This is a genomic window from Paraflavitalea sp. CAU 1676, assembly GCF_029223285.1.
Taxonomy (GTDB): domain Bacteria; phylum Bacteroidota; class Bacteroidia; order Chitinophagales; family Chitinophagaceae; genus Paraflavitalea.
Map to the genome: position 1 here is coordinate 290,497 of NZ_JARHUJ010000002.1, position 21,404 is coordinate 311,900.

Annotated in this window: 15 protein-coding genes; 7 read left to right on the forward strand and 8 right to left on the reverse strand. The window is 51.9% G+C overall.

The features are described 5' to 3' along the window. Positions 1 to 12: 12 nt before the first annotated feature. Entirely contained in the window at positions 13 to 2,007 is a 1,995-nt protein-coding gene (locus P2H89_RS05940; protein ID WP_275825656.1) for an ATP-binding protein, read from the forward strand. A 135-nt stretch (positions 2,008 to 2,142) separates the two neighbouring features. On the opposite strand, the gene P2H89_RS05945 is transcribed toward P2H89_RS05940, so the two are convergent. Continuing rightward, the gene (locus P2H89_RS05945; protein WP_275825657.1) at positions 2,143 to 2,709 is read right to left on the reverse strand and encodes a hypothetical protein; all 567 of its coding nucleotides are present in this window, start codon (positions 2,707 to 2,709) and stop codon (positions 2,143 to 2,145) included. 367 nt (positions 2,710 to 3,076) lie between these two features. Between P2H89_RS05945 and P2H89_RS05950 the strand changes: the two genes are divergently transcribed. Then, positions 3,077 to 3,430, forward strand: coding sequence for a nuclear transport factor 2 family protein (locus P2H89_RS05950; protein ID WP_275825658.1), 354 nt, complete (start codon positions 3,077 to 3,079; stop codon positions 3,428 to 3,430). A 103-nt stretch (positions 3,431 to 3,533) separates the two neighbouring features. Here P2H89_RS05950 and P2H89_RS05955 read toward each other — a convergent pair whose 3' ends face one another. After that, complete coding sequence (locus tag P2H89_RS05955) at positions 3,534 to 3,887, reverse strand: carboxypeptidase-like regulatory domain-containing protein (RefSeq protein ID WP_275825659.1); 354 nt, start codon at positions 3,885 to 3,887, stop codon at positions 3,534 to 3,536. Between the two features lie 159 nt (positions 3,888 to 4,046). Between P2H89_RS05955 and P2H89_RS05960 the strand changes: the two genes are divergently transcribed. From P2H89_RS05960 to P2H89_RS05975, 4 genes are all read left to right on the forward strand, one after another. After that, positions 4,047 to 7,103 (forward strand): TonB-dependent receptor, encoded by a 3,057-nt coding sequence (locus P2H89_RS05960; protein ID WP_275825660.1) that lies wholly within the window; start codon positions 4,047 to 4,049, stop codon positions 7,101 to 7,103. 93 nt (positions 7,104 to 7,196) lie between these two features. After that, complete coding sequence (locus P2H89_RS05965; RefSeq protein ID WP_275825661.1) at positions 7,197 to 8,543, forward strand: RagB/SusD family nutrient uptake outer membrane protein; 1,347 nt, start codon at positions 7,197 to 7,199, stop codon at positions 8,541 to 8,543. Positions 8,544 to 8,605: 62 nt separating this feature from the next. Beyond that, positions 8,606 to 11,206 carry a M14 family zinc carboxypeptidase gene (locus P2H89_RS05970; RefSeq protein ID WP_275825662.1) on the forward strand — a complete coding sequence of 867 codons (2,601 nt, stop codon included), beginning with the start codon at positions 8,606 to 8,608 and terminating at the stop codon, positions 11,204 to 11,206. 166 nt (positions 11,207 to 11,372) lie between these two features. Beyond that, positions 11,373 to 13,070, forward strand: coding sequence for a glycosyl hydrolase family 28 protein (locus P2H89_RS05975; RefSeq protein ID WP_275825663.1), 1,698 nt, complete (start codon positions 11,373 to 11,375; stop codon positions 13,068 to 13,070). A 9-nt stretch (positions 13,071 to 13,079) separates the two neighbouring features. Here the strand turns inward: P2H89_RS05975 and P2H89_RS05980 are convergent, their stop codons facing one another. The 5 genes from P2H89_RS05980 to P2H89_RS06000 all read right to left on the reverse strand — a co-directional run bounded on the left by P2H89_RS05980 (position 13,080) and on the right by P2H89_RS06000 (position 17,222). After that, complete coding sequence (locus tag P2H89_RS05980; protein ID WP_275825664.1) at positions 13,080 to 13,853, reverse strand: slipin family protein; 774 nt, start codon at positions 13,851 to 13,853, stop codon at positions 13,080 to 13,082. A gap of 17 nt (positions 13,854 to 13,870) precedes the next feature. Next, positions 13,871 to 15,145: a nodulation protein NfeD gene (locus tag P2H89_RS05985; protein ID WP_275825665.1), complete on the reverse strand. Its 1,275-nt coding sequence runs from the start codon at positions 15,143 to 15,145 to the stop codon at positions 13,871 to 13,873. An 82-nt stretch (positions 15,146 to 15,227) separates the two neighbouring features. After that, on the reverse strand, positions 15,228 to 16,310 hold the full coding sequence (locus tag P2H89_RS05990; RefSeq protein ID WP_275825666.1) for a glycosyl hydrolase: 1,083 nt from the start codon (positions 16,308 to 16,310) through the stop codon (positions 15,228 to 15,230). Between the two features lie 18 nt (positions 16,311 to 16,328). Then, positions 16,329 to 16,601 (reverse strand): MoaD/ThiS family protein, encoded by a 273-nt coding sequence (locus tag P2H89_RS05995; protein WP_275825667.1) that lies wholly within the window; start codon positions 16,599 to 16,601, stop codon positions 16,329 to 16,331. A 3-nt stretch (positions 16,602 to 16,604) separates the two neighbouring features. Next, positions 16,605 to 17,222, reverse strand: a complete 618-nt coding sequence (locus tag P2H89_RS06000; protein WP_275825668.1) for a DinB family protein — start codon at positions 17,220 to 17,222, stop codon at positions 16,605 to 16,607. A gap of 769 nt (positions 17,223 to 17,991) precedes the next feature. On the opposite strand from P2H89_RS06000, the gene P2H89_RS06005 reads away from it, so the two are divergent. Further along, on the forward strand, positions 17,992 to 18,630 hold the full coding sequence (locus P2H89_RS06005; RefSeq protein WP_275825669.1) for a hypothetical protein: 639 nt from the start codon (positions 17,992 to 17,994) through the stop codon (positions 18,628 to 18,630). A gap of 41 nt (positions 18,631 to 18,671) precedes the next feature. Here the strand turns inward: P2H89_RS06005 and P2H89_RS06010 are convergent, their stop codons facing one another. Next, a complete protein-coding gene (locus P2H89_RS06010; RefSeq protein ID WP_275825670.1) occupies positions 18,672 to 21,341 on the reverse strand; it encodes a DUF5916 domain-containing protein in 2,670 nt (889 codons plus the stop codon). Positions 21,342 to 21,404 lie beyond the last annotated feature (63 nt).

Sequence of the window (21,404 nt, forward strand, 5' to 3'; positions counted from 1 at the left end):
TTACCAATAGCTATGGCGGATATTAAGATCACGGGGAAGGGGATTCAGCGTGTGCTGAGCAAATTTGACTACCGGCAGGCAATTGCCGAATATATCTGGAACGGGTTTGATGCGCAGGCCACGGCGGTGAGCCTGGATTATGAAGCCAATGCGCTGGGGTTCCTTTCCAAGATCGAGATCAGCGATAACGGGTACGGTATCCATCGCACCAAGCTCGCGGAAAAGTTCTCTCCTTTCTTCGATTCGCAGAAAGCCATCGAGATCGAATCTCCCAAAAACACTTCTGCCGTGCATGGCAAAAACGGAGTAGGGCGGCTGACCTTTTTCAAGTTCGCCACAGAAGCCATCTGGCGCACGGTGTATGCCGAGAAGAAAAAGAAGTATGAATACTTTATCAATATCAAGTTCGAGTCGATCAATAAGTATGATAGTCCGGAGTCGGCTGTGCGGGAAGTGAAGTCAAAGACAGGTACTTCCGTTACCTTTTATAATATTCTTCCCGATCTCAATGAGGCGAAGTTGCAAGAGGAGTTAATGAGTTTCCTGTGCCTGGAGTTTGGCTGGTACCTGGAGTTGCACAAAGAGAACAGTTATGCTTTGCTCATCAATGGTCAACCCCTCGACTACTCGGCCCTGGTAGGGGATACCCAGCATTTCATGCTGAACCATGAAGATACCAGCACCCAGTTTGAAGTGCGGTATGTGCGGTGGAATGAGAAGATCAATAAAGAGTTCTCCAAATACTATTATATCGGGTCGGATGATACGGAGCGGTATAAAGAGTTTACCTCCCTCAACAACAAAGGGGATCATTTCTTTCACAGTGTGTTCATCAAGAGCGATTATTTCAACCAGTTCCGTTTCAGGGGTACGGGCACCGACCAGCAGTTGGCCCTTATTGGTGGTAACCGCATGGATGCTGTATTCCGGTACCTGCACAAGCGACTGCATCTCTACCTGCAGGACAAACGGAAACCTTACCTGAAACAATATACTGATGTGCTGATCGAGCAGTATGAGCAGGATAAAGTTTTTCCTGTATTCCCGGCCAATCCCTGGGATGGCCTACGCAAGGCTGAACTGGAGAACCTGGTGCGCAACCTGTACGAGATCCAACCCAAGTTATTCCTGAACCTGAACATCGAGCAGAAGAAAACCTTTGTGCGCCTGCTGAATCTGCTGCTCGATAGCCTGGAACGCGATAAGCTCTTCGCCATCCTGGATGGGGTGGTAGAGTTGTCGGCCGAGGAGCGACAACAGATGGCGGATGTGCTGCAGGTGACGCAGCTGGCGCGCGTTAACCATACCATCCGGCTGATCGAAGACCGGTACAAGACGATCGATCACCTGCGCGACCTGATCGTTCGAAAGGAGCTGAAGGCGAATGAGCGCGATCACCTGCAACAGCTGATCGAAGCGCATTACTGGATCTTTGGCGAACAATATCACTTAGTAACGGCGGCAGAGCCGAAGTTTGATGAAGCGTTGAGAAGGCATATTCATTTGTTGCGGGGCGAGGCGCCCGTGCGGCCGGTTGATCATGAGGACAAGTATCGCGAGATGGATATTTTCCTTTGCCGGCAGGATGTGCTGACGAATGAGATCAGGAATATCGTGGTAGAACTGAAGCACCCGAACCTGAAACTGGGTGAACAAGAACTGACGCAGGTGAAGAAATATATGAACGTGATCATGGACGAGCCGCAGTTTAACGGCGCCAATATGAGTTGGACCTTTTACCTGGTGGGGACGGATTTCAACAGCAAGGGAGAGATCGAAGCGGCGTTGGACAATGCGAAGCCGCATGGGGAGCCTTCGCTGGCCTTTAAAACCGGCCAGTACAAGATCTATGTGAAGAAATGGAGCGAACTGATCAACGAGTTTGAGATGAAGCACAAGTTCCTCAACGATAAGCTGCAGCTGGAGCGTAAGCTGTTGCACCAGCCGCTCGACACGGCGGGCGAAACAGTGGCAGCGGCGCGGGCTAATACGGCAGCGGTGCTGTAGGGTTGGGCGCGTGGGTGCAGGTTGCGTTGGTGGGGCCGGGTTGAGCTCGAGGGTAAGAGGTGGCCGGGGCGCTGGTTGCACAGGGGATTGCAAGGACCAGGTAGACCGCGGGCTGCTGTGGCACGAAGGGCATTCTTACAGAACCTGGTACTTCCGAATGATCCAGAAGAAGTTGTACAGTATAAAGAAGATGACGAGGGCGGCGTGGAAGCGTTCGTTGCGGGTGCGGATGGCGACCAGACACAGTATGACATGAATGGCGATGCGTATGAGGTATTCGGTGCCCAGCGATTGATAATACTCCACTCCCTTGAGGAAAGTGTCGCCTACATCAAACAGGAAGGATAAGCCGAGGAAAGAGAATATCCAGTTCTTCCTCGAATAGTAATACTCTTTATACCCTGCATATTCCTTCATGTCGTCGGGGAAGAGCAGGGAGCAGGTTATATAGTATACCACCACATAACTGATGATGAACAGGTAGACCTCGAAACTCCATTCTTTTACCCCTTTGAGCCTGATCTCCCACCACCAGAAATCGATGAGCGAGAGAAACACAAATGCCACCCAAAGCAGGTGGACCCAGTATATGCGCACTTTGGTGGGGTGCTCGATCAGTTTGGCCACTCCCTTCAATAATGTAGCTACACTAAGGCTGACTATGATGCTCATGAGCATCCTTATATGGAAGAACTGGTCCATGAGAAATGTCTTTTGTCTATAATGGGGGGATTGAAGTTCAGGGTATTGACTGTCAATTTAACGATTAGTATTCATAAATGGGGGTTTCGCTTAAAACCGGGCGAGGGGCTTGGGGCGGGGAGGCCGTGAAGCGGGCTGTGTGGCGGCCAGGATGAATGAAGAGTAACCGTGGGTGTGGCGGGTAGGATAGGTGTTGGTTTGAAGGGTAACCTAAGGTGAAGCCGGTAGTGTGCGGCCAGGATGAATGAAGGGTAACCGTGGGTGAAGGGTTGTCGCCATAGCCCCTGCTTTTTGTCAGGCCCGTACCCCATTTATTAGGGGTGCTGGCCCTAGTTTTGTAGTGTATTCATCTATAAAACTTAATGCTATGGACAACAGAAAAATTATCACGGAGTTCCTGGACGCTTTCGATAAAAATGATCTCGAGGGTATTCTTAGTCATATAGCTGAGGACGCGAGCTGGGATATTTTGAACGATCAGAAGATCGTGGGAAAAGAAGCGTTGCGCAAATTCTTCTACGACAATCAAAACATGAAAGTGGTAAGTGCCACGCGGGAGCATTTTATCGTGGATGGTGACCGCGCTTCTGTAGGTGGAGAGGCGATCTGTAAAAATATGGACAGCGGCGACGAGTACGATATGTACTATTGTGACGTATACGGTTTGAAGAATGGTAAGATCAACAATATGGTGACGTATACCATCAACAAGAAAAAATAATTGCCTTTGTATAATGGGCCCTGCTGTTCAAAAGACAGCGGGGCTTTTTTTATGCCTATTTTCAGGTGCCCTGTTGCTCTATAGCAACGGGTCTTTTTTGTGCTTACTGGTTTTTCTTTCTGCTGAGGGAGATATTGTATTCGCTCGCTGCGGTGAGTTTAACTTCCAGCGTGTCGAAGTCGCAATGGCTGAATACCAGTATGGAATCTTTTTCGGTGACCGGGATATAGTATATACCATCTGCCTGCGTGCCGGATACAGTTTTGGTTCCTTTTACTGCTACCGATACTCCTTCTATCGGCGTGCTTTCTCCAGCGGCCAGTATGGTGCCAGTGATAGTGCGTTGTGATCTTCGCTGTTGTGTGGTGCTGTTCCTTTCTTCCCGTGTTACTGCTTTCCAGGATAGCTGCAATATGCCAACCGTCATCAACAGCAATAGGGCGTGTTTGCGTATCATATGCGGTTATTTTTATTAGTCTACTAAAAATATAGACAAATATAGGTCATTATTTGGTAGAGTACGAAATATGCTTTTATATTTGCTCACTTCATCAACAGGGTACGCTTTTCTTGCTTACGAAATAGATCAGCAATTCTCATTCATTAAAATTTTGTCATGAACCCAAGACTTGTGTTTTTGACAATGCTGTCTATTGTGCTCCATTCAATTAGTAGCATTGCCCAACCGACACCCCGCACCATTCGCGGAACTGTTTTATCAGAAGATCAACTGCCTTTGGAAGGCGCCAGTATTACCATCAAAGGAAGCGGACAGGGTACGGCTAGCCGTAAAGACGGGAGCTTTGAACTTCCCGTTACGCCGCAAGCAAAAACGCTCCTGGTTTCTTTTGCCGGTTTTGAATTCCAGGAAATTCCCCTTTCTCAAAAAGACGTTTACCGTGTTGTTTTAAAAAAGTCGAGCACCCAGCTGGAAGATATTGTGGTGACCGGCTATAGTACGCAGCGGAAACGATTTATTGCCGGCGCCATTACCACCGTGGGTGGTGATGAGATCAAGAATAGTCCGGCGGCTGGCTTTAACCAGCTGCTGCAGGGCAAGGCCAGCGGTGTGCAGGTGTTGTCGAACTCGGGTGTTGCCGGTGGCAGTATTACCTTCCGCATACGGGGTAATAATTCGATCAATGCAAGCAGTGATCCTTTATATATTATCGATGGCGTTTTTGTGAGCAATGCTGAGACGATCCAAACAGGATTGGGTCAACAGCAACCTACGAACCCGTTGGCGACGATCAATCCTTCCGATATCGAGAGCATCACCATTCTTAAAGATGCCAACGCTACGGCGATCTATGGGTCGCAGGGGGCGAATGGTGTGGTGATCGTTACGACGCGACGCGGTAAACAAAATACGCGGGCTAAGATATCGCTCAATACTTACCAGGGCTGGTCGAAGCCGGTAGGTGAATTGACCGTTGCCAATGGTGTGGAGACGGCGAAGCTGGCGAATGAGGCCGTCGTGAATACGGCGAAGGACAATGGGATAGACCCGAGTACGGTGGTGTTGCCGTTTCCCAATCCCGATACGTTGAAGACCTATGACCGCCTGGGTGATGTATACCGCACGGGGCGTACCTCGAGCTATGAACTCTCGGCCCAGGGTGGGGCGGACAGGAATACGTATTATGCCAGTATCGGTTACCTGAAGCAGGAATCGGTGACGCGGCCTACGGATTTTGAGCGCTTTACCGCGCGGTTGAACTATGATAACCAGCTGGCGAAGAAGCTGAAGCTGGGTACAAGTATCGGTATTACGCGCACGTTCCGCAATGTGAGCAGCAGTGATAATAATCCGCAGGGGGTGATCAACTCTGCTTATTTCGTGCGTAGTTACCTGCCTGTGTACAATGCCAATGGCACTTATGCGCGGTATGGCAGCTTCGATAACCATCAGGCGCTGATCGACCACCTCGATAATAAAGCAGTGGGCTGGCGTATCATCGGCAATGCCTTCCTCGAATATTCCTTTTTGCCGGAGCTGAAGCTGCGCAGCAGCTGGAGTATAGACAAGGCCGATGAGCAGGAAAATAACTATGCGAGTACGTTGATCAGTGCGGGTGTTTCCTCGAACGGTTCGGGGGCTGCTTTTGAAACGCACAACCTGGTATTGCTGAATGAGCAGGTGCTTACCTGGATCAAGTCTTTTGGCACCGACCGGCAACATGCCATCAATGCGCTGGTGGGTAATACGATCAGTAACACGATCAGTGAACTGACGTCTGCATCCGGTACCGGTTTCCCCAGCAATAATATTACGGCCATTTCGGGTGCGTCTATCCGCTCGGGTTCTTCTTCGCGTTCGGTGGCCAAACTGGCTTCCTTCTTCGGCAAGGCGAGCTATACGTATAACGATAAGTATACCATCGATGCGAGTTTGCGCGCTGATGGTTCTTCGCGCTTCGGGGCCAATAACCAGTGGGGTTATTTCCCTTCGGGTGGTGTGACCTGGAGAGCGGGACAGGAGTCGTTCATTGAAAGCCTCCACTTCTTTGATGACCTGAAGCTGCGCGCCAGCTTTGGATTGACGGGCAACCAAAATGGCGTTGGCGCTTATGCTGCCAAGGGCCTGTGGGGTGCGGGCGCCAACTACCTGGAGATTGCGGGTACGGCGCCATCGCAGCTGGCCAACCCAGACCTTACCTGGGAAACGACCAGACAGTTCGATGCCGGTGTGGATGTGACCATCCTGAACAAACGCTTAAGCGTTAGCCTGGACTATTATCACAAGTATACATATGACCTGTTGCTGAATGTACCGGTGCCTAACCGCCTTGGTTTTGCTTCTGTGCTCCAGAACTATGGGACCGTGAGCAACAAGGGTTTTGAGGTAAGTGTGCACAGCAATAACCTGAGCAGCCGCGACTTTGTGTGGACGACAGACTTCAACATTTCTTTCAACACGAATAAGATCGAGAAGCTGGCGGCTGATATCAGTCTGGGAGCTTCTGGCCGTAATATCTCGATCCTGCGCCAGGGTTATGCCGTCAATTCTTTCCAATTGTACAAACAATTGTATGTGGACCGGAACAGCGGTAATGCCGTGTATGATGATGTCAATAAAGATGGTTCCATTACCAATGCCGACCGGCAGATCGTGGGCAATGCGCTGCCGAAGTATTCCGGTGGGCTGACGAATAACCTGCAATACAAAAACTTCGATCTGAACGTGTTCATTTATTTCCAGCAGGGAAACAAGATCATGGACATGAATGAATTCTTCATGGTGCATGGTGGCCTGCAGGCCAATATCGGCTTTGCGCCGAGGCAACTGGAGCGCTGGCAAAAGCCGGGTGATGTTACTGACATCCCGCGCTTAACTACGGCGAAAGCCAATCCCAATGATAACGGCGGCGCTGCCAATAACTACGGCGGTTTTGTGGCCAACCTGAGCAGCCGCTACCTGAAGGACGGTTCTTTTGCCAGGTTGAAAACGCTTTCGCTGGGCTATACTTTGCCCGGCAGCTGGCTGAGTGCGGTGAAGTTCAGTTCGGCCAGGTTGTATGTGCAGGCCACCAACCTGTTTACAGTAACGAACTATACCGGTGCTGATCCTGAGGTGAGCTCGCAGAGCGGCAATCAGAATACGGCGGGTTATGATTGGGCTACCGTGCCTCAACCGAAAACGGTGCAGGTGGGGCTTACTGTAAGCTTCTAGTGCCTCCTGACTGTGGGGCGCCGATGCCTTGTGGTTGTTGGGCTTGCCGATGGGCCGATGTTTTTTTGATCTTAACTGTTTAAAGGATTTACCATGAATCGTATAACTATAATTCTTGTGGCTGCAGGTTTGGTCTCCTTGTCGTCCTGCTCCAAATTCCTCGAAGAGAACCCTAACAATGCGATACCGTCGGAGACGGCGGTGACTGATGTGGGTACGGCCCGTGCGGCCATTACCGGCGTATATGACGCTATACAGGGATATTTTGCCTCCAATTATGTTACCCTGGGTACGATCACTGCCGATAATGTGATCGCCAATGGCACGCTGACCCAGTATTTGCAACTGGATCAGAATGCGATCCCTACCGATAACGTGACTACCGTTGCGGCCTACCAGGGGATTTATAAAGTGATCAATGCTGCGAATAGTGTGATCACTTATGTGCCGGCTGTGACTGACCCGCTGCTGACGACCGCTGAAAAAAATAAGATACTGGGTGAGGCTTATTTTGCCCGGGCCCTGGGGTATTTTGACCTGGGCCGTGGCTGGGGCGGGGTGCAGTTGCAACTGAAGCCTACTACGGTGGTGAGTGATGCCAAGGGCATCAAGCGCAGTACCCTCGACCAAACCTATGACCAGGTGCTGGCCGATCTTATTGAAGCCGAAAAGCTGCTGCCCGAAGATGCTACTACGCGTAACCGGGCACAGAAGAGCACGGCACGTGCGTTGCGTGCGCGGCTGCATTTGTATCGCAAGCAATGGGCGGATGCGGAACAATATGCTTCGCAGGTGATCGCCAATACGGCCAAGTATGAACTGATCCCGTATAAGAATTTCTTTACGGCCCCCTTTTTGACGAAGGAATCGGTCTTTGAACTTACGTTCTCGGCCAATGACCGTAACAGCTACTGGAACCTGTGGTATCCCAGTTCTGGTGGCGGTCAGTATACGCTGAAACCTGCCGCTGGTTTTGTGACGAAGGTTAAAAATGCGGCGATCGGTGGTTCAAGAACGAGTCTCATCGCCGGAAGTGGTACTGATGTGTATGGTGTTTTGTACAATGCCAGTGCCACGAGTACCGATCCGTCGTATGTGATCCGTATAGCGGAGTTGTACCTGATCCGCGCGGAAGCCCGTGCGCAGCAGGGTAAGCTGACGGGGACCGATGGCGCCATTGCCGACCTGAATGCCGTACGCGCACGCGCCGGCGTGGCTGGCACGGCGGCTACGACCAAAGACGAGGTATTGCTGGCGATCGAGGAGGAGAACGGTATCGAGTTTGCGTTTGAGGCGCACCGCTGGTTTGACCTGGTGCGTACGGAAAGAGCTGGTGCGGTGCTGGGCCTTACGAACCGTAATTTCTGGTTGTTTCCTTTGCCTTTCGCTGACGTATTATCTGACCCGGACCTGGAGGGTAAGAACAATCCTGGTTATTAATAAGGTTTATGTGTCGCTTGTTTTCGTTTTGCTCTGTTTCTTCTATTCTCAAAAAATAATTTATGCTTCGTCGACTTGTTCAACGCTCACTTTTCCTGTTGCTGTTGCTGGCTACCTGGGTTGCCGGTGTTGCGCAGAATGATTATTTCTTTTCGAAATCTGAATCCTTTGATCCCAAGGTCCCTACACCTGAGCAGTTTTTGGGTTACCCGATCGGGTCACATTATACCAGGCACGATCAATTGATCGCTTACCTGCGTGAACTTGCGCGGGTGAGTGATAAGGTGCATTACCAGGTGATCGGCAAAACCTATGAGCTGCGCGACCAGGTGATCGTAACGATCACGGCGCCGGAAAACTATGCTAAGCTGGAAGCCATCCGGCAGGAGCATGCGAACCAGGTAGATCCTTCTAAACCTGCTTTGCCGGCTGATGCGCCTGCGATCGTGTTGCTGGGGTACAGCGTGCATGGCAATGAAACGTCGAGCGGAGAGGCTGCTTTGCTGACGGCTTATTATCTGGCTGCGGGTCAAAGTGCGACGACGCAAAAATGGCTGAAGGAGTCGGTGGTGTTCATCGATCCTTCACTGAACCCGGATGGGCGTGACCGCGCTGCCAACTGGCATAATTCTTATAAATCTTTTCCCAATACCGCCGACCCGGCTGATAAGGAACATATTGAAGGCTGGCCCAATGGGCGGAGCAACCACTATCTCTCCAACCTCAACCGCGACTGGCTGAGCGCCACGCAGGTGGAGAGTCAGAACCGGCTGGTGTTCTTTCACCAGTGGTACCCGAACGTGCACATCGATTTTCACGAGATGGGTGGCAACAGTACTTATTATTTCGAGCCTTCGCCCAAGCGGACGCAGAGCCCTATTGTGCCGCAGGCTTCGTACGACTTCAACACCACGCTGGCGAAATACCATGCGGCTGCGCTGGACCAGATCGGTTCACTGTACTTCACCAAGGAGCAGTTTGATAATCTTTCGCCGATCTATGGCTCTACGTATCCCGATTTCTATGGCGCTGTAGGTATCACGTTCGAGCAGGGCAGTTCGCGCGGGCTGGAGCAGGAAACTGAGACGGGTGTGCTTACTTTTCCCTTCACCATCCGCAACCATGTTACGACTGGCCTTGCCACCGTGAAGGCTGCGGTGGAAGAAAAGAAGGGTTTGTTCAACCTGCAAAAGGAGTTCTTCAAGACCGCCCAGGAGCAGGGTAGGGCCTATCCTTATAAAGCTTTTGTGTTTGGTGATAGCCGCGATCAGTCGCTGACACGTTCGTTCCTCGATCTTTTATTGAAGCATCATGTTCATGTGTATGAGTTGAGTGGTGATGTGGCGCAGGAGGGAAAGAAGTTTGAGAAGGGCAAGGCTTATGTGGTGCCGGCCGATCAGCCTAATTTCCGCATTGTGCATTCTTTGTTTGAGGAAACGGCCAAGCTGAATGACAGTTTGTATTATGACAATACATCGTGGAGCCTGATCCATGCTTATGGTTTGCAGTATGCGCGGCTGACGGCTGCTCCCGCTACGCGTGGCGCTGCCGTTACGGCGGTTCCTGTTGTGAAGGGTGAAGTGAAAGGCGGCGCTGCGGGTTATGCCTATTTGGTGAACTGGAGCGAGTACAATGCTTCGCGGGTGTTGTTTTACCTGCAAAATAAAGGTGTGGTGGTGAAGGCGGCGTTTAAGCCGGTGACCATTACGACCACTACGGGTGTGCGCGAGTTCAGCTATGGCAGCCTCATTATCCCCGTGGCTGCACAACGAGTGTTGCCTGACAGCTTGTATGCTTATGTAAAACAAGCGGCTGAAAAAGCGGGTGTGGATGTGTATGGCGCGGCTGGCGGTTTTAGCACGGAAGGCATCGATCTTGGCAGTAACAATATCAAGGTGGTGCAGAAACCTTCGGTGGCGGTGATTGCCGGTACGGGTACCAATTTTGAGGAGGTGGGTCAGGTTTGGTTTTTGCTGAACCAGCACCTTGGTTTGGCGGTGACGAAACTGGATGTGGCTTCTATTGGCCGCGCCAACCTGAACCGGTACAACAATATCGTTTTGGTGAGTGGTAACTATAATGGCGTGGATAAGGCTGTAGTGGCCCGTTTAAAGAACTGGGTAGAAGAAGGCGGTACGTTGATCGCTTTCAAGAATGCGGCCGACTGGGCGATTCAACAGGAGTTGATCAAAGAAAAACTCTTTATCGATTCTTCGGCGCTGAAGGGCAGCAATGAGCGGATCGACTATGTGCAGCAGGAGGTGACGGAGGCTGCGCGCCGCATCAATGGCGGCATTTTTACCGGCGATATCGATATCAGCAACCCGATCGCTTTTGGGTTGACGAGCCGGAAGATCTTCTTTACGAAGAACAGTCAGACGATTTTGCAACCCAGCCGCAACAAATATGCGACGATCGCGAAGTATACGCCGGAGTCGTATGTGGGTGGTTATGTTTCGAAGAAGAATATTGCGCGTATCAATAATACGGCTGCGATCCTGGTGAGCCAGGCTGGCGGCGGCAAGGTGATCTCGTTTGCCGATGATCCTACTTACCGCAGCTACTGGCATGGTACGGACCGGCTGTTGTTAAATGCTTTATTCTTCGGTTCCAATATCCAACTGGGAAGTGGTTTGAACTTTGGTGAGGAGCACGAAGAATAAGTTCTTTTCCGCGTGTTTATGTTTTCAATGAAGGCGGCCCGGGCGTATGCGCGGGCCGTTCCTTTTGGGGTGTGGGCGAGTGTATGTGGTGGTGGCGTTAAGATTGCTTAGTCAATGGCTATTATTGTTGTGTGAACGTGTGTTCTTTTGACGAATATTCGTTGGTATGAATAACACGCCTTCTTTTTCGCGCCGCCAATGGCTGGAGCGCCTGGCCCTGCCGGCTGTAGCGGCAGCCGGTGCAGGTCTGGTTGGTTTGCCAGCTGCTGCTGCCCCTGTGCATAGTGCCTTGCCTATTGCCGCCGCGCCGCCTCCCAGCGCCGGTGTCTTCAATGTAAAGGACTATGGCGCCAAAGGGGATGGAGATACGGCTGATACCCTTGCGATACAAGCGGCGATCGATGCCTGCCATACGGCGCGTGGTGGTGTGGTGCTGTTGCCGGCGGGTGATTTTATTTGTGGTACCATTGAGCTCAAATCGGGTGTTACGCTTCATGTGGCGGCTAATGGGCGGCTGCTGGGCAGTAAGCGCCGGGAAGATTATTCGGCGGGGAAGGGCGTGCCTTCGGGCAATGGTAATATCGTTTTCATCTATGCAGCGAATGCCGACAATATAGCGATCGAGGGTTATGGTACCATCGATGGGAACGGGTTGGCTTTCTATACTGGCAAGGGTGATAATACGGGTCCGGGGCAGAAGGGTGTGGGCGGTAATTTCGACCGGCCGCACCTGATCGTGTTTTATCAATGTACGCGGTTTACTGTGCGGGATATTTTTCTGACCAACAGCGCCTATCACTGTTTCCGTATTCTGAAGTGCAAGCACGTACAGCTGCAGAATATCCGTATCTACAACCGGGTGAACAAGAACAATGATGGTTTCCATTTCAACGATACGCAGTATGTACATATTACGGGCTGCGATGTGCAATGCCAGGATGATGCGTGTGCGTTGTTTGGCAGCAACCAGTTTGTGACGGTGAGCGATTGCAGTTTCAGTACGCGCTGGTCGGTTTTCCGGTTTGGCGGCGGTGAGGCGCAAAATATTACGGTGACCAATTGTTTGATCTATGAAACCTATGGTTGCCCGATCAAGATCAGCTCGGGCAAGGCGCGGATCGAGAATCTTCATTTTTCTCATATTACGATGCGGAATGTAACGGGGCCGATCGGTATTGGCTTTACCGGTGGCGGCGACGCCGGCGCTGTTGATGGTGGTGGGGCTGCCTCGTTTGTCCGGAATATTTCTTTCAGTAATATCCGGGCTACGGTGGTGGAGAAACCGGTGAACCACCCGGATATTCATTTTGGGGTGAATGTTTTTGACGGCGAGCTGAATTCCTGTATCACGCTGAATGGGGTGGGGAAGGCTTTCCTGGAGAATATCAGCTTCTCGGATGTGCATGTGGTATATGCGGGCGGTGGTACCCAGGAACAGGCTGCGAAGCGGCAGGTGCCGGAGCTGAGTGCGGAATACTTCGGGGTGTGGGGCACGAAGCCTTTTGGCCCGCCGGCGTATGGTTTGTATGCCCGCAATGTGAAAGGGTTGAGTTTACACAATGTGCGCTTTTCTTTTGATAAGGCCGATGAACGGCCTGCTATTGTTTTTGATCATGTGACGGATGCGACGGTGCATGGTTTGAGTGCACAGGGTTCGCCGTCGTCGGAATTGATCCGCCTGGTGAATTCGAGTGATATCATTTTTACGGCGGTACGGGTGTTAACGCCTGCGGCTGTTTTTATGAAGGTGGAAGGTGCGGCTTCGGAACACATTAAGGCGGATGGCGATCTCGGCAGGGCCGTTAAACCGCTGGTGCTGGATGCGGCAGTGGGTAAGAAAGCAGTTAGTATCCGTTCGTTGTGATGGCGGGTGCTAGTCTCTTTGCTTGTTTTGCTCAAGAAATGGTTTCAGTAAGTCGATGGGCACGGGGAAGATGGTGGTGGAGTTCTTTTCGGTGGCTATTTCGCGTAAGGTTTGTAAATAGCGCAGCGTAAGCGCGCTGGGTTCTCCGGCCAATATCTTCGCAGCGTCGGCCAGGCGTTGTGATGCCTGGTATTCGCCTTCGGCTGCTATGACCTTGCTTCGACGTTCGCGTTCTGCTTCTGCCTGTTTGGCCATGGCCCGCTGCATTTCCTGTGGCAGGTCGATCTGTTTTACTTCCACGTTGGATACTTTTATGCCCCATGGTTCGGTATTGGAGTCGATGATCTGCTGCAGTTTGTGGTTGATCTTTTCGCGTTGTGACAGCAGGTCGTCGAGTTCGGACTGACCTAGTACGCTGCGCAGGGTAGTTTGCGATAGCTGGGAGGTGGCCACCAGGTAATTCTCTACGCCAACGATGGCTTTTTGTGGTTCGATGACGCGAAAGTATACGACTGCATTTACTTTGATGGATACGTTGTCCTGCGTGATGACGTCTTGTGTGGGTACATCCATCACGACGGTGCGCAGGCTTACGCGTACCATTTTATCGACGATGGGTATCAGCAGTATAAGTCCTGGTCCTTTTACGCCATTGTTGCCGATGAGGCGCCCCAGTCTGAATACGACTGCGCGTTCATATTCTCTGAGTATTCGGATGGCGTTGGCCAATAGTATTACCAGGAACAACAAGAGTACGGCGGTTACGATGGGGAATTGTGGCATATCTTTTTGTTTTTGAATTATCGATCCACTGGTTCCACGTACAGGGTGAGGTTTTTGATCTCCTTTACCTGTACTTTTTCGCCTATGTTGATCACTCCCGTGGTGGACACTGCATTCCATACTTCTCCCTGGTACGAGACTCGTCCGGTGGGGGCCAGGAGGTCGAGCGCATGCGCTATAGCCCCTATCATTGCTTCCCTGCCGGTGGCTACTTTGGTTTTTTGTGCTCTCAATCCCATGCCAACGACAAACAGGAAAAATAGGGCGCTGGCAATGGTGATGCCAATGATGGCTGCCCTCGATATATTAATCAACTCCAAGGAGGATTGGCTTCTGATGAGCATGATGGATCCGAGGAATAAGGATACTATTCCTCCGATGGCCAGTATGCCGTGGCTGGCTATTTTGATCTCCAGTAAAAAAAGTATGATGGCAAACAGGATCAGCGCCAGGCCGGCATAATTGACGGGCAGGGTATGCATCGAGTAAAATGCCAGGATGAGGGATATGCCGCCTATAACGCCGGGGAGTATGGAGCCGGGGTTGAACAGTTCGAACATGATGCCGTAGATGCCGAGCATGAGTATGATGTAGGCGATGGTGGGATCGCTGATGACATTGAGTACCCTTTCGGCAAAGTTCATTTCGTAGGGTACTATGCGGGCGCCTTTGGTGTGCAGGGTGATGGTGGCGGTATTCATTTGTACCTGTTTGCCTTCTAACTGATCAAGGAGGTCGGCATCATTGAATGCTATGATATCGATGACCTGTTGCCGGAAAGCTTCTTTTTCGGTGATGGATACGCTTTTGCGTACTGCGTCTTCGGCCCATTGGATATTGCGGTTCCTTTTTTCGGCGATGGCGCGGATAAAGGCGGCGGCATCGTTGGTGCCTTTTTCATTCATGATAGAGTCGGTGGGTTGTTGAAAGCTTACCGGGTGTGCGGCACCGATATTGGTGCCCGGCGCCATGGCGGAGATATGGGCTGCGAGGGTGATGAAGACTCCTGCGGAACCCGCATGCGATCCGCCCGGCGCTACATATACGACTACTGGTACGGGCGATTCCAGCATATTGCTGACGATGACGCGGGTAGAATGCAGCAATCCTCCGGGTGTGTTGAGGTGTATCAGCAAGCAACTTGCCTTTTCCTTTTGGGCAAAGCTGATGCCTTTGCGGATATAGTCTGCCACGACGGGATTGATGGCGCCATCAATGTGTAAGGATGCAACTGTTTGAGCAGTCGATATGATCGGCAGTAAGAAGAGGCAATATGATAGAAGGTACTTCACGTGACCATCCATTGGTTGAAGATGCCTGAACCTGGCGTAAAGAGCTATGCTAATTTACCAAATTCAGGCGACAACCAGGCGATCAATCTGCAAACTGCAAGGAGTAGATCATGGGCAGGTAGTTGTTGATGACCTGCCAGTGATCTCCTTTGTCGTTAGAGATGAAGAGGTTACCCGTGGTGGTACCGAATGCTACCGCGTTGCCGGAGGTGGCCAGGGCGTGGCGGTATACGATATCGAAACAGTTTTCCTGGGGTAGTCCGTTCCGTTGTTCCTTCCAGGTTTTACCGCCGTCGTCGGTGCGGCAGATGACCAAGGCGCCTTTAATGGCGGTGCGCGTTTCATCGGCAGTGGCGGGGGCTACCCATGCCTGATCGGGATTGTCTTCGGCTACGGCGATGGCGAATCCAAAGTAAGCGGTAGTTCCTTTCTTGCCAATTTGGACCCATTCCTGTGCTCCGTTGGTGGTACGGAATATGCCGCAGTGGTTTTGTTGCCAGAGGTAATCGGGATTGGTGGGTGCGGCGACTACGATATGAGGATCGTGTCCTGTTTCGGGTGGCGGATCGGGCAGGAACTCGGCGGTGAGGCCATTGTTGCGGATGGACCAGGTTTTGCCGGCGTCGGTGGTTTCGAAGACTCCGGCACAGCTGATGCCGATATGGATATGATCTTCATTGCGTGGGTCAACGACGATAGAATGTATTCCGGGGAGATCGCGTCCACCGCCGAACCAGCCTTCTTTGCGGGTGGGATGGTTCCATAATGATTCAACCAGTTGAAAGCTGTTGCCTTCGTCTTCACTTACGAAGAGACCACCGGGATCGGTGCCAGCCCAGATGCGGGAGGGATGTTGCGTGCCTCCGTGGGCCATGGACCAGATGTAGCGCGTGGTGGCAGGTGTGCCGTCCTTTACTTCGGCGCCTTCGGGATAGGCGGGGGCGGCTACTTCTTCCCAGGTTTTACCACGGTCTTTGGAGCGATGGAGCTTTACGCCCCAATGGCCGTGATCGAGGCAGGCCCACCAGGTGCCGTTGCGCGGATCGGCGTAGGCGATGGATACGGGTACTCCTTCGAAGGAGAGGTTGGTGGTGTTCCATTGTCCGTTCTTGTGTTCATAGGCGATGAACCCTTTGCGGGTTCCGAGCAATATCGTTGATTTCATGTGATGATGGTTTGTGTGTTATCCTCCCGACAAGGCTTGCATGATGTAGATCTCGCTGTTGTCGTGAAAGGCATCGCTGAGTTTTGTTTTGTCTTTGATAAGGGTGCCGTCGATGAAGATGTTGACGTGCTTGCGCAACTGGCCCTGTTCGTCGAGCACATAACTGCGCAGGCCGGGATAGGCGGTTTCCATTTCTTCGAGTACGGCGCTGAGGGTAGTTCCCCGGGCTGGTGTTTGCTGCAGTCCGGGGAAGAACCGTTTCAGTGCATAGGTAAATTTGACGGTGGGCATTGTTTAGTTGGCTTTGGCTTTTGGATATCCTGCATCTGCCATTACTTCTTTGATCTGGTTCGTGTGGCGGTTGGTGTGACCTGCCATGAAGAGGATCATCTGGTAGCTGTCGACTTGTCCGAACTGGAGGGCGACTACATGGTTGCGCAGGTCGTCGCTGGTGGATTTGATATAGTTTTCCAAATTAGCCCTGCTTGTTTTGAAGGCTTCGAGTGCTTCCGCCGCTGTCTTGTACTTAGAGTTTTCCGGTTGGAGGTTGGTGAAGGTCTTGCGTTTTTCGCTGCGGTCTTCTACCATTTTTACGATCTGTTCGTCGGTGACCTTGATCTCGGCGCGCTTGTCGGGATTGGCGGGTTGTTTGATGGCGGCGTCGGTCATTTGCCAGAGCATGTCTTCGGTGGTGGCGATGTGGATGACGCATTCTTCAATACTCCAGCGATCGGGGGCTGGTTTGTATTTCAATTGTGCTTCATCGAGTCCTTTGAGTACGCTGGTGAGGTCTTTTTCGGTGGACTTCAATAATTGAAGGGCGCCTTTTCTTTCTTTTTTACTGAGTTCGTTTGTTGCGGGAATGAATGACAATGTTGCCAGTGCGATGGCAATGAATAGCATCTTTTTCATAGCTGTGCAATTGAGTTGATGGTGATGTGTGAACGGTTTTGGCGGGCAGGAGGCTACTAAAGTTAGTGATATTTTTTTTATGGATATGCGGCCGGAATTTCGTATATTAATGGTATGCGTTTCGTTATGCGCAAACCTTCTTTCATATTGTCTATATACTCCTTCGACGGGCATCTACGGACCCGTTTATCCTCTTTTGCCTGTCATTGAGATACGCTCCCCCTACGGTCATCGTACGGTTGTGATACGGTCGTGGTACGGTCGTTACCACTGCTTACCCAAGACTTGATCAGGGCCTGATCACGGCTTGCTACCTGGTTGATCAGGACTTCATCAGCGGGTGATTACGGAATGTCCACGGCGCCATCGGGAGTGAAGGGGCAGGGTGTGGGGCGTATGGTTGAAAAATGTACCAAAGATGGAAAGATGTTCCGAATTGCGACATGGTCATATCGGTGCTGTTGTAAGTTTGATCAGGGATGTTTTTGCGCAAGGGGTGGGGGTAGTTGGGGGCGTTTTGGGAGTTGAAGATAGGGAGCATGAAGAGGTGTTGCGACTGGCATTTGGACATTTTTAGATTTGAACGGAGACTGCGTCGGTGGGTGGTTGGGGCGTTTTAGACCGGTCAAAACCTGTCAAAACATGACATGAGTGCCGCTTAGCGACACCTGCGTTTGGAAAAATGGCCCCTGTAGGGGTATGTTTAACTATACACGGTGGGGTACCGGGGACGGGTGTTTCACCGGATTATTAACCTAAAAACTATGTTATGGGTAAGCAAAAGGGTCAACATCCGTTCACCGGGAAAATGGGCGGTACGATCGGGTATAAGGTCAAAGACGAATACCTGGAGCGGGAGAATGGTAACAAGGAAGGCAAGTCTTTTCGCCGTGATCCGAAGCGGGCGCGTACGATGCAGTGTGCCTATGCTTTTGGTGGTGTGTCGAAGGCGATGAAGCCTTTTTACCGGCTGCTGCCTGCAACACAGCGGCAGCATGGCGTTTTCGGGGCGTTAACGGGCAGGGCTACGAAGCTGATGCGGGCGGGAAAAACGATGGAGGAGGTGCTGGCGCTGTTTCAGGAATGGTACGTGGTAGAGGGGCGGCCGGTGCTGGTGGAGAAAAAGGGGGAGGTGGCGGATGGTGCGGTATCAGGTGAGGCTGGTGCGGGTGCTGCGGGTGGAGGTAGTGTGGTGAGTTCGGCGGGAACGTCTTCGGTTGATGAAGTGGGCCCGAAAGAGGCGTCTTCGGGGCAGGGGAGTGTAGTGGCTTTGGGTGAGGCAGGCGTGGTTCCTTCGGTTGGCGTGGCGACTTTATCACCGGAGTGGCCATCTTCGGGTGGTGTGCCTCCGCAGCCATTCTATGTTATTGCCAGTGTACCGGCGCCCCGCTATTGGCAATCGATGTGATGATCGCCAATAGTGGTCGTGGTGAATTTGATGGTTGTGTTTTACCTCACAAACCGATAGGTGCATTTTATCAGGAAGATATTTCTTGCCTGTTCATTGCTGAAGGCATTTTTGGTGAGGCTTTCTCCCAGGGGGCGGTCAATGTCTGCAGATGCATCTGGTGTATTGCCCTGCGACCATACGAGGTATAGCTCAGACCCTGGCTTGTATTCCCACCGTACTACGAAGTTGGAGCGGAACTGTACGAAATTGAAATCGGGCTTATTGAATGAGTAATCGGTGTTGCCGTCTCCATTTTCGTCTACTTCGAATTTGCCATTGGTGTATTTAATCTCATTGGGGCTGTATTGGTGAAAGCGATCATTGTATTTATTCGCCAACGGATCTGATACATAGGCGAAATGGTCATAGAGCGGCCGGGTAGTATAGGGTTGTCCGTAATACTGGAGCGTAAGATCGGGTGTGATGTTGTAGCTAAGGCGGCCGGTAAAGCGCAGGGTATTCTGTTTTACTTCTCCCACGATGGTGCGGGTGGTTCCGTTATAATCTGCGGTACTCACGTATTGATCCTGGCGGCGCCAGTATTCGCTATAGCCGGCATCGAAGCTGATGCGCAATGCATTGATGGGTTGATAGTTGATGCCGGCGCCATAATCGTGGTTGCGGACAGTGTTGTCGAAGCCCCAGCTATTGAACATGCTGAAGGCAAGAAATACTTTTTTGCGGGAGTCAGTGTTTAAGTAAATGTTATGGTTGAGCGAACCAGGCTGGCGCATTGAGGAGGTTCCCCGCAACGCGGTGTTGCTGACCTCATAGACATTCCAGGTGAGGCCTGTGCCTGCCTGATAATTGTTTTTGAAGGTAGCGTGTGTATTGGTGTTGAAGGCCTGATAGAGGAACTGGCCGCCATAATCCCACCGTGACCAGTGGTTGTAGTTGATGCGTGCCTGGCGGAATACAGAGAAAGGGGTTTGCCATTGCATGCCTGCCCAGGCGAAATAGTTGATCTCGTTGGAGGTGAGCATGAAGCCGATATCGTTCAGCTCCAATTGGGGCGAGCGGAAGGTGAGGCCTGTTTCGAAGCGCAATATCTCGCCATGTTTGCCACGCCTGCCCCCGATCTTCCCAAAGCGTACAGTGCCACCGAGACCCGTGAGTGAGGTGCGATTGCTGTCGACCGATACTTCGGGTGCGTCGCCCCTTTGGAACAGGTGTTCGAAGGCGGTTTGTGTATTGAGGATGGCTTCTTTGCTACCTTGTACCTGGCTGAACACGATGTTGCCGCGGAGGTACCAGGCGCGGTTCTTCCAATACTGGAGGAAATCGATGCCGCCGGAGTAGGCACTGCGGTGCAGGATATCGTTCAATCCTTTTTCACGGTTCACGGCGGTGAAGATGCCACCAATGATGGTGTTGCCGGACTTGATGTCTTTTTGTACGCGGCCTACAAAGTAGTTGCTGAATGGCTCTACCAGTTCTTTGCGGCGGTTGCCTGATTGGTCGATGGTGGCCATTTCGCGTTCGGTTACGCTTTCCAGTACGCCGATGCTCCAGCCTTTCTTTGTTTTGCCGCTGAATTTGGCGGCGCCAAGAATGGAGGTGTTCTGCGGGTATTTGAGGTATTCTCCGTTGTTGATGTTGGGGTAGCCGTGGGGGGAGCCGCCGATGCGGCGGGAGTAGAAGAGGAGGTCGGAGTCGTAATCGCCTCCGGCTTCAGATCCCGTCAGCTGGTATTCGAAGATGTTGCGGCTTTCGATGAAGAAGGGCCTGCGTTCGCCAAAGAAGTTCTGGAAGCCATCGATACGCACCTGGGAGGGGTCGGCTTCTACCTGACCGAAGTCGGGGTTGATGGTGAAGTCGAGGATAAGGTCGTTGGTGACGGCCAGTTTACCATCGAGACCCACGGTGATCTTTTTTTCGGAGCCCTTTGCGAAGGGATTGCCGGGTTCTTTTTTGTATTTATCGGCCTGGGCGATGACGTAGGGGGCGATCTCGACCTGGCGATGCATGGGGATATTATTTAAGCCGTGAAGCTCTCCGAAGCGGCTGACCCACACGCCAGAGTTTTGGGGTATATATTGCCAGTAAGACCTTTCTTCCTTGCGGAAGAGGCGGCGGTTTACCTGCAATCCCCAGACTTTATTGGCTTCATTTCCATAGCGCAGCTGGCTAAGGGGGATCTTTACCTCGGCGGTCCAGCCGTCTGTGGCCGTATGTGTTTTGGCGAACCAGATGGGGTTCCAGTTGGCATCCCAGTTGTTGCCATCGTTGGAGGCAAATTCGTCGCTGCGTACTCCGGAGGCGGAAAGGGTAAAGGAGAAGCAGGTACGAAGATCATGATAACTATCTATGTTGATCTCGACCCAGTCGCCGGGGAACTGATCGCGCCGGTCCATGCGACGTACGATGGAGTCGGGTGCCGAATCGTGACACCGATAGGCTACGTACAGGAATTTTTCGTCGTACATGATCTTGAAGCTGGTAGGATGGGAGGGGGCGTGGCCTTCGTTGGGCATCCACTGGGTAAAGTCGCCGCCCCATTGTACGGTATTCCAGGCTTCTTCGTCGGGTATGCCATCGAGGGTGACTGTGCCGGCTATGTGTTGGGTATAATAGTGCTTTCTGACGATTGCCGTGTCGCCCTTAACGGTCTGGGCGTTTGCAATTGTACAGGCTATACTAAAGAGAGCAAGCAGGGTGGTCTTGATCATGTGTCAATGTTACACAGAGGTTCCGTTAGCAAGATGGTAATTTTGACCAACGGCCAATTTTTC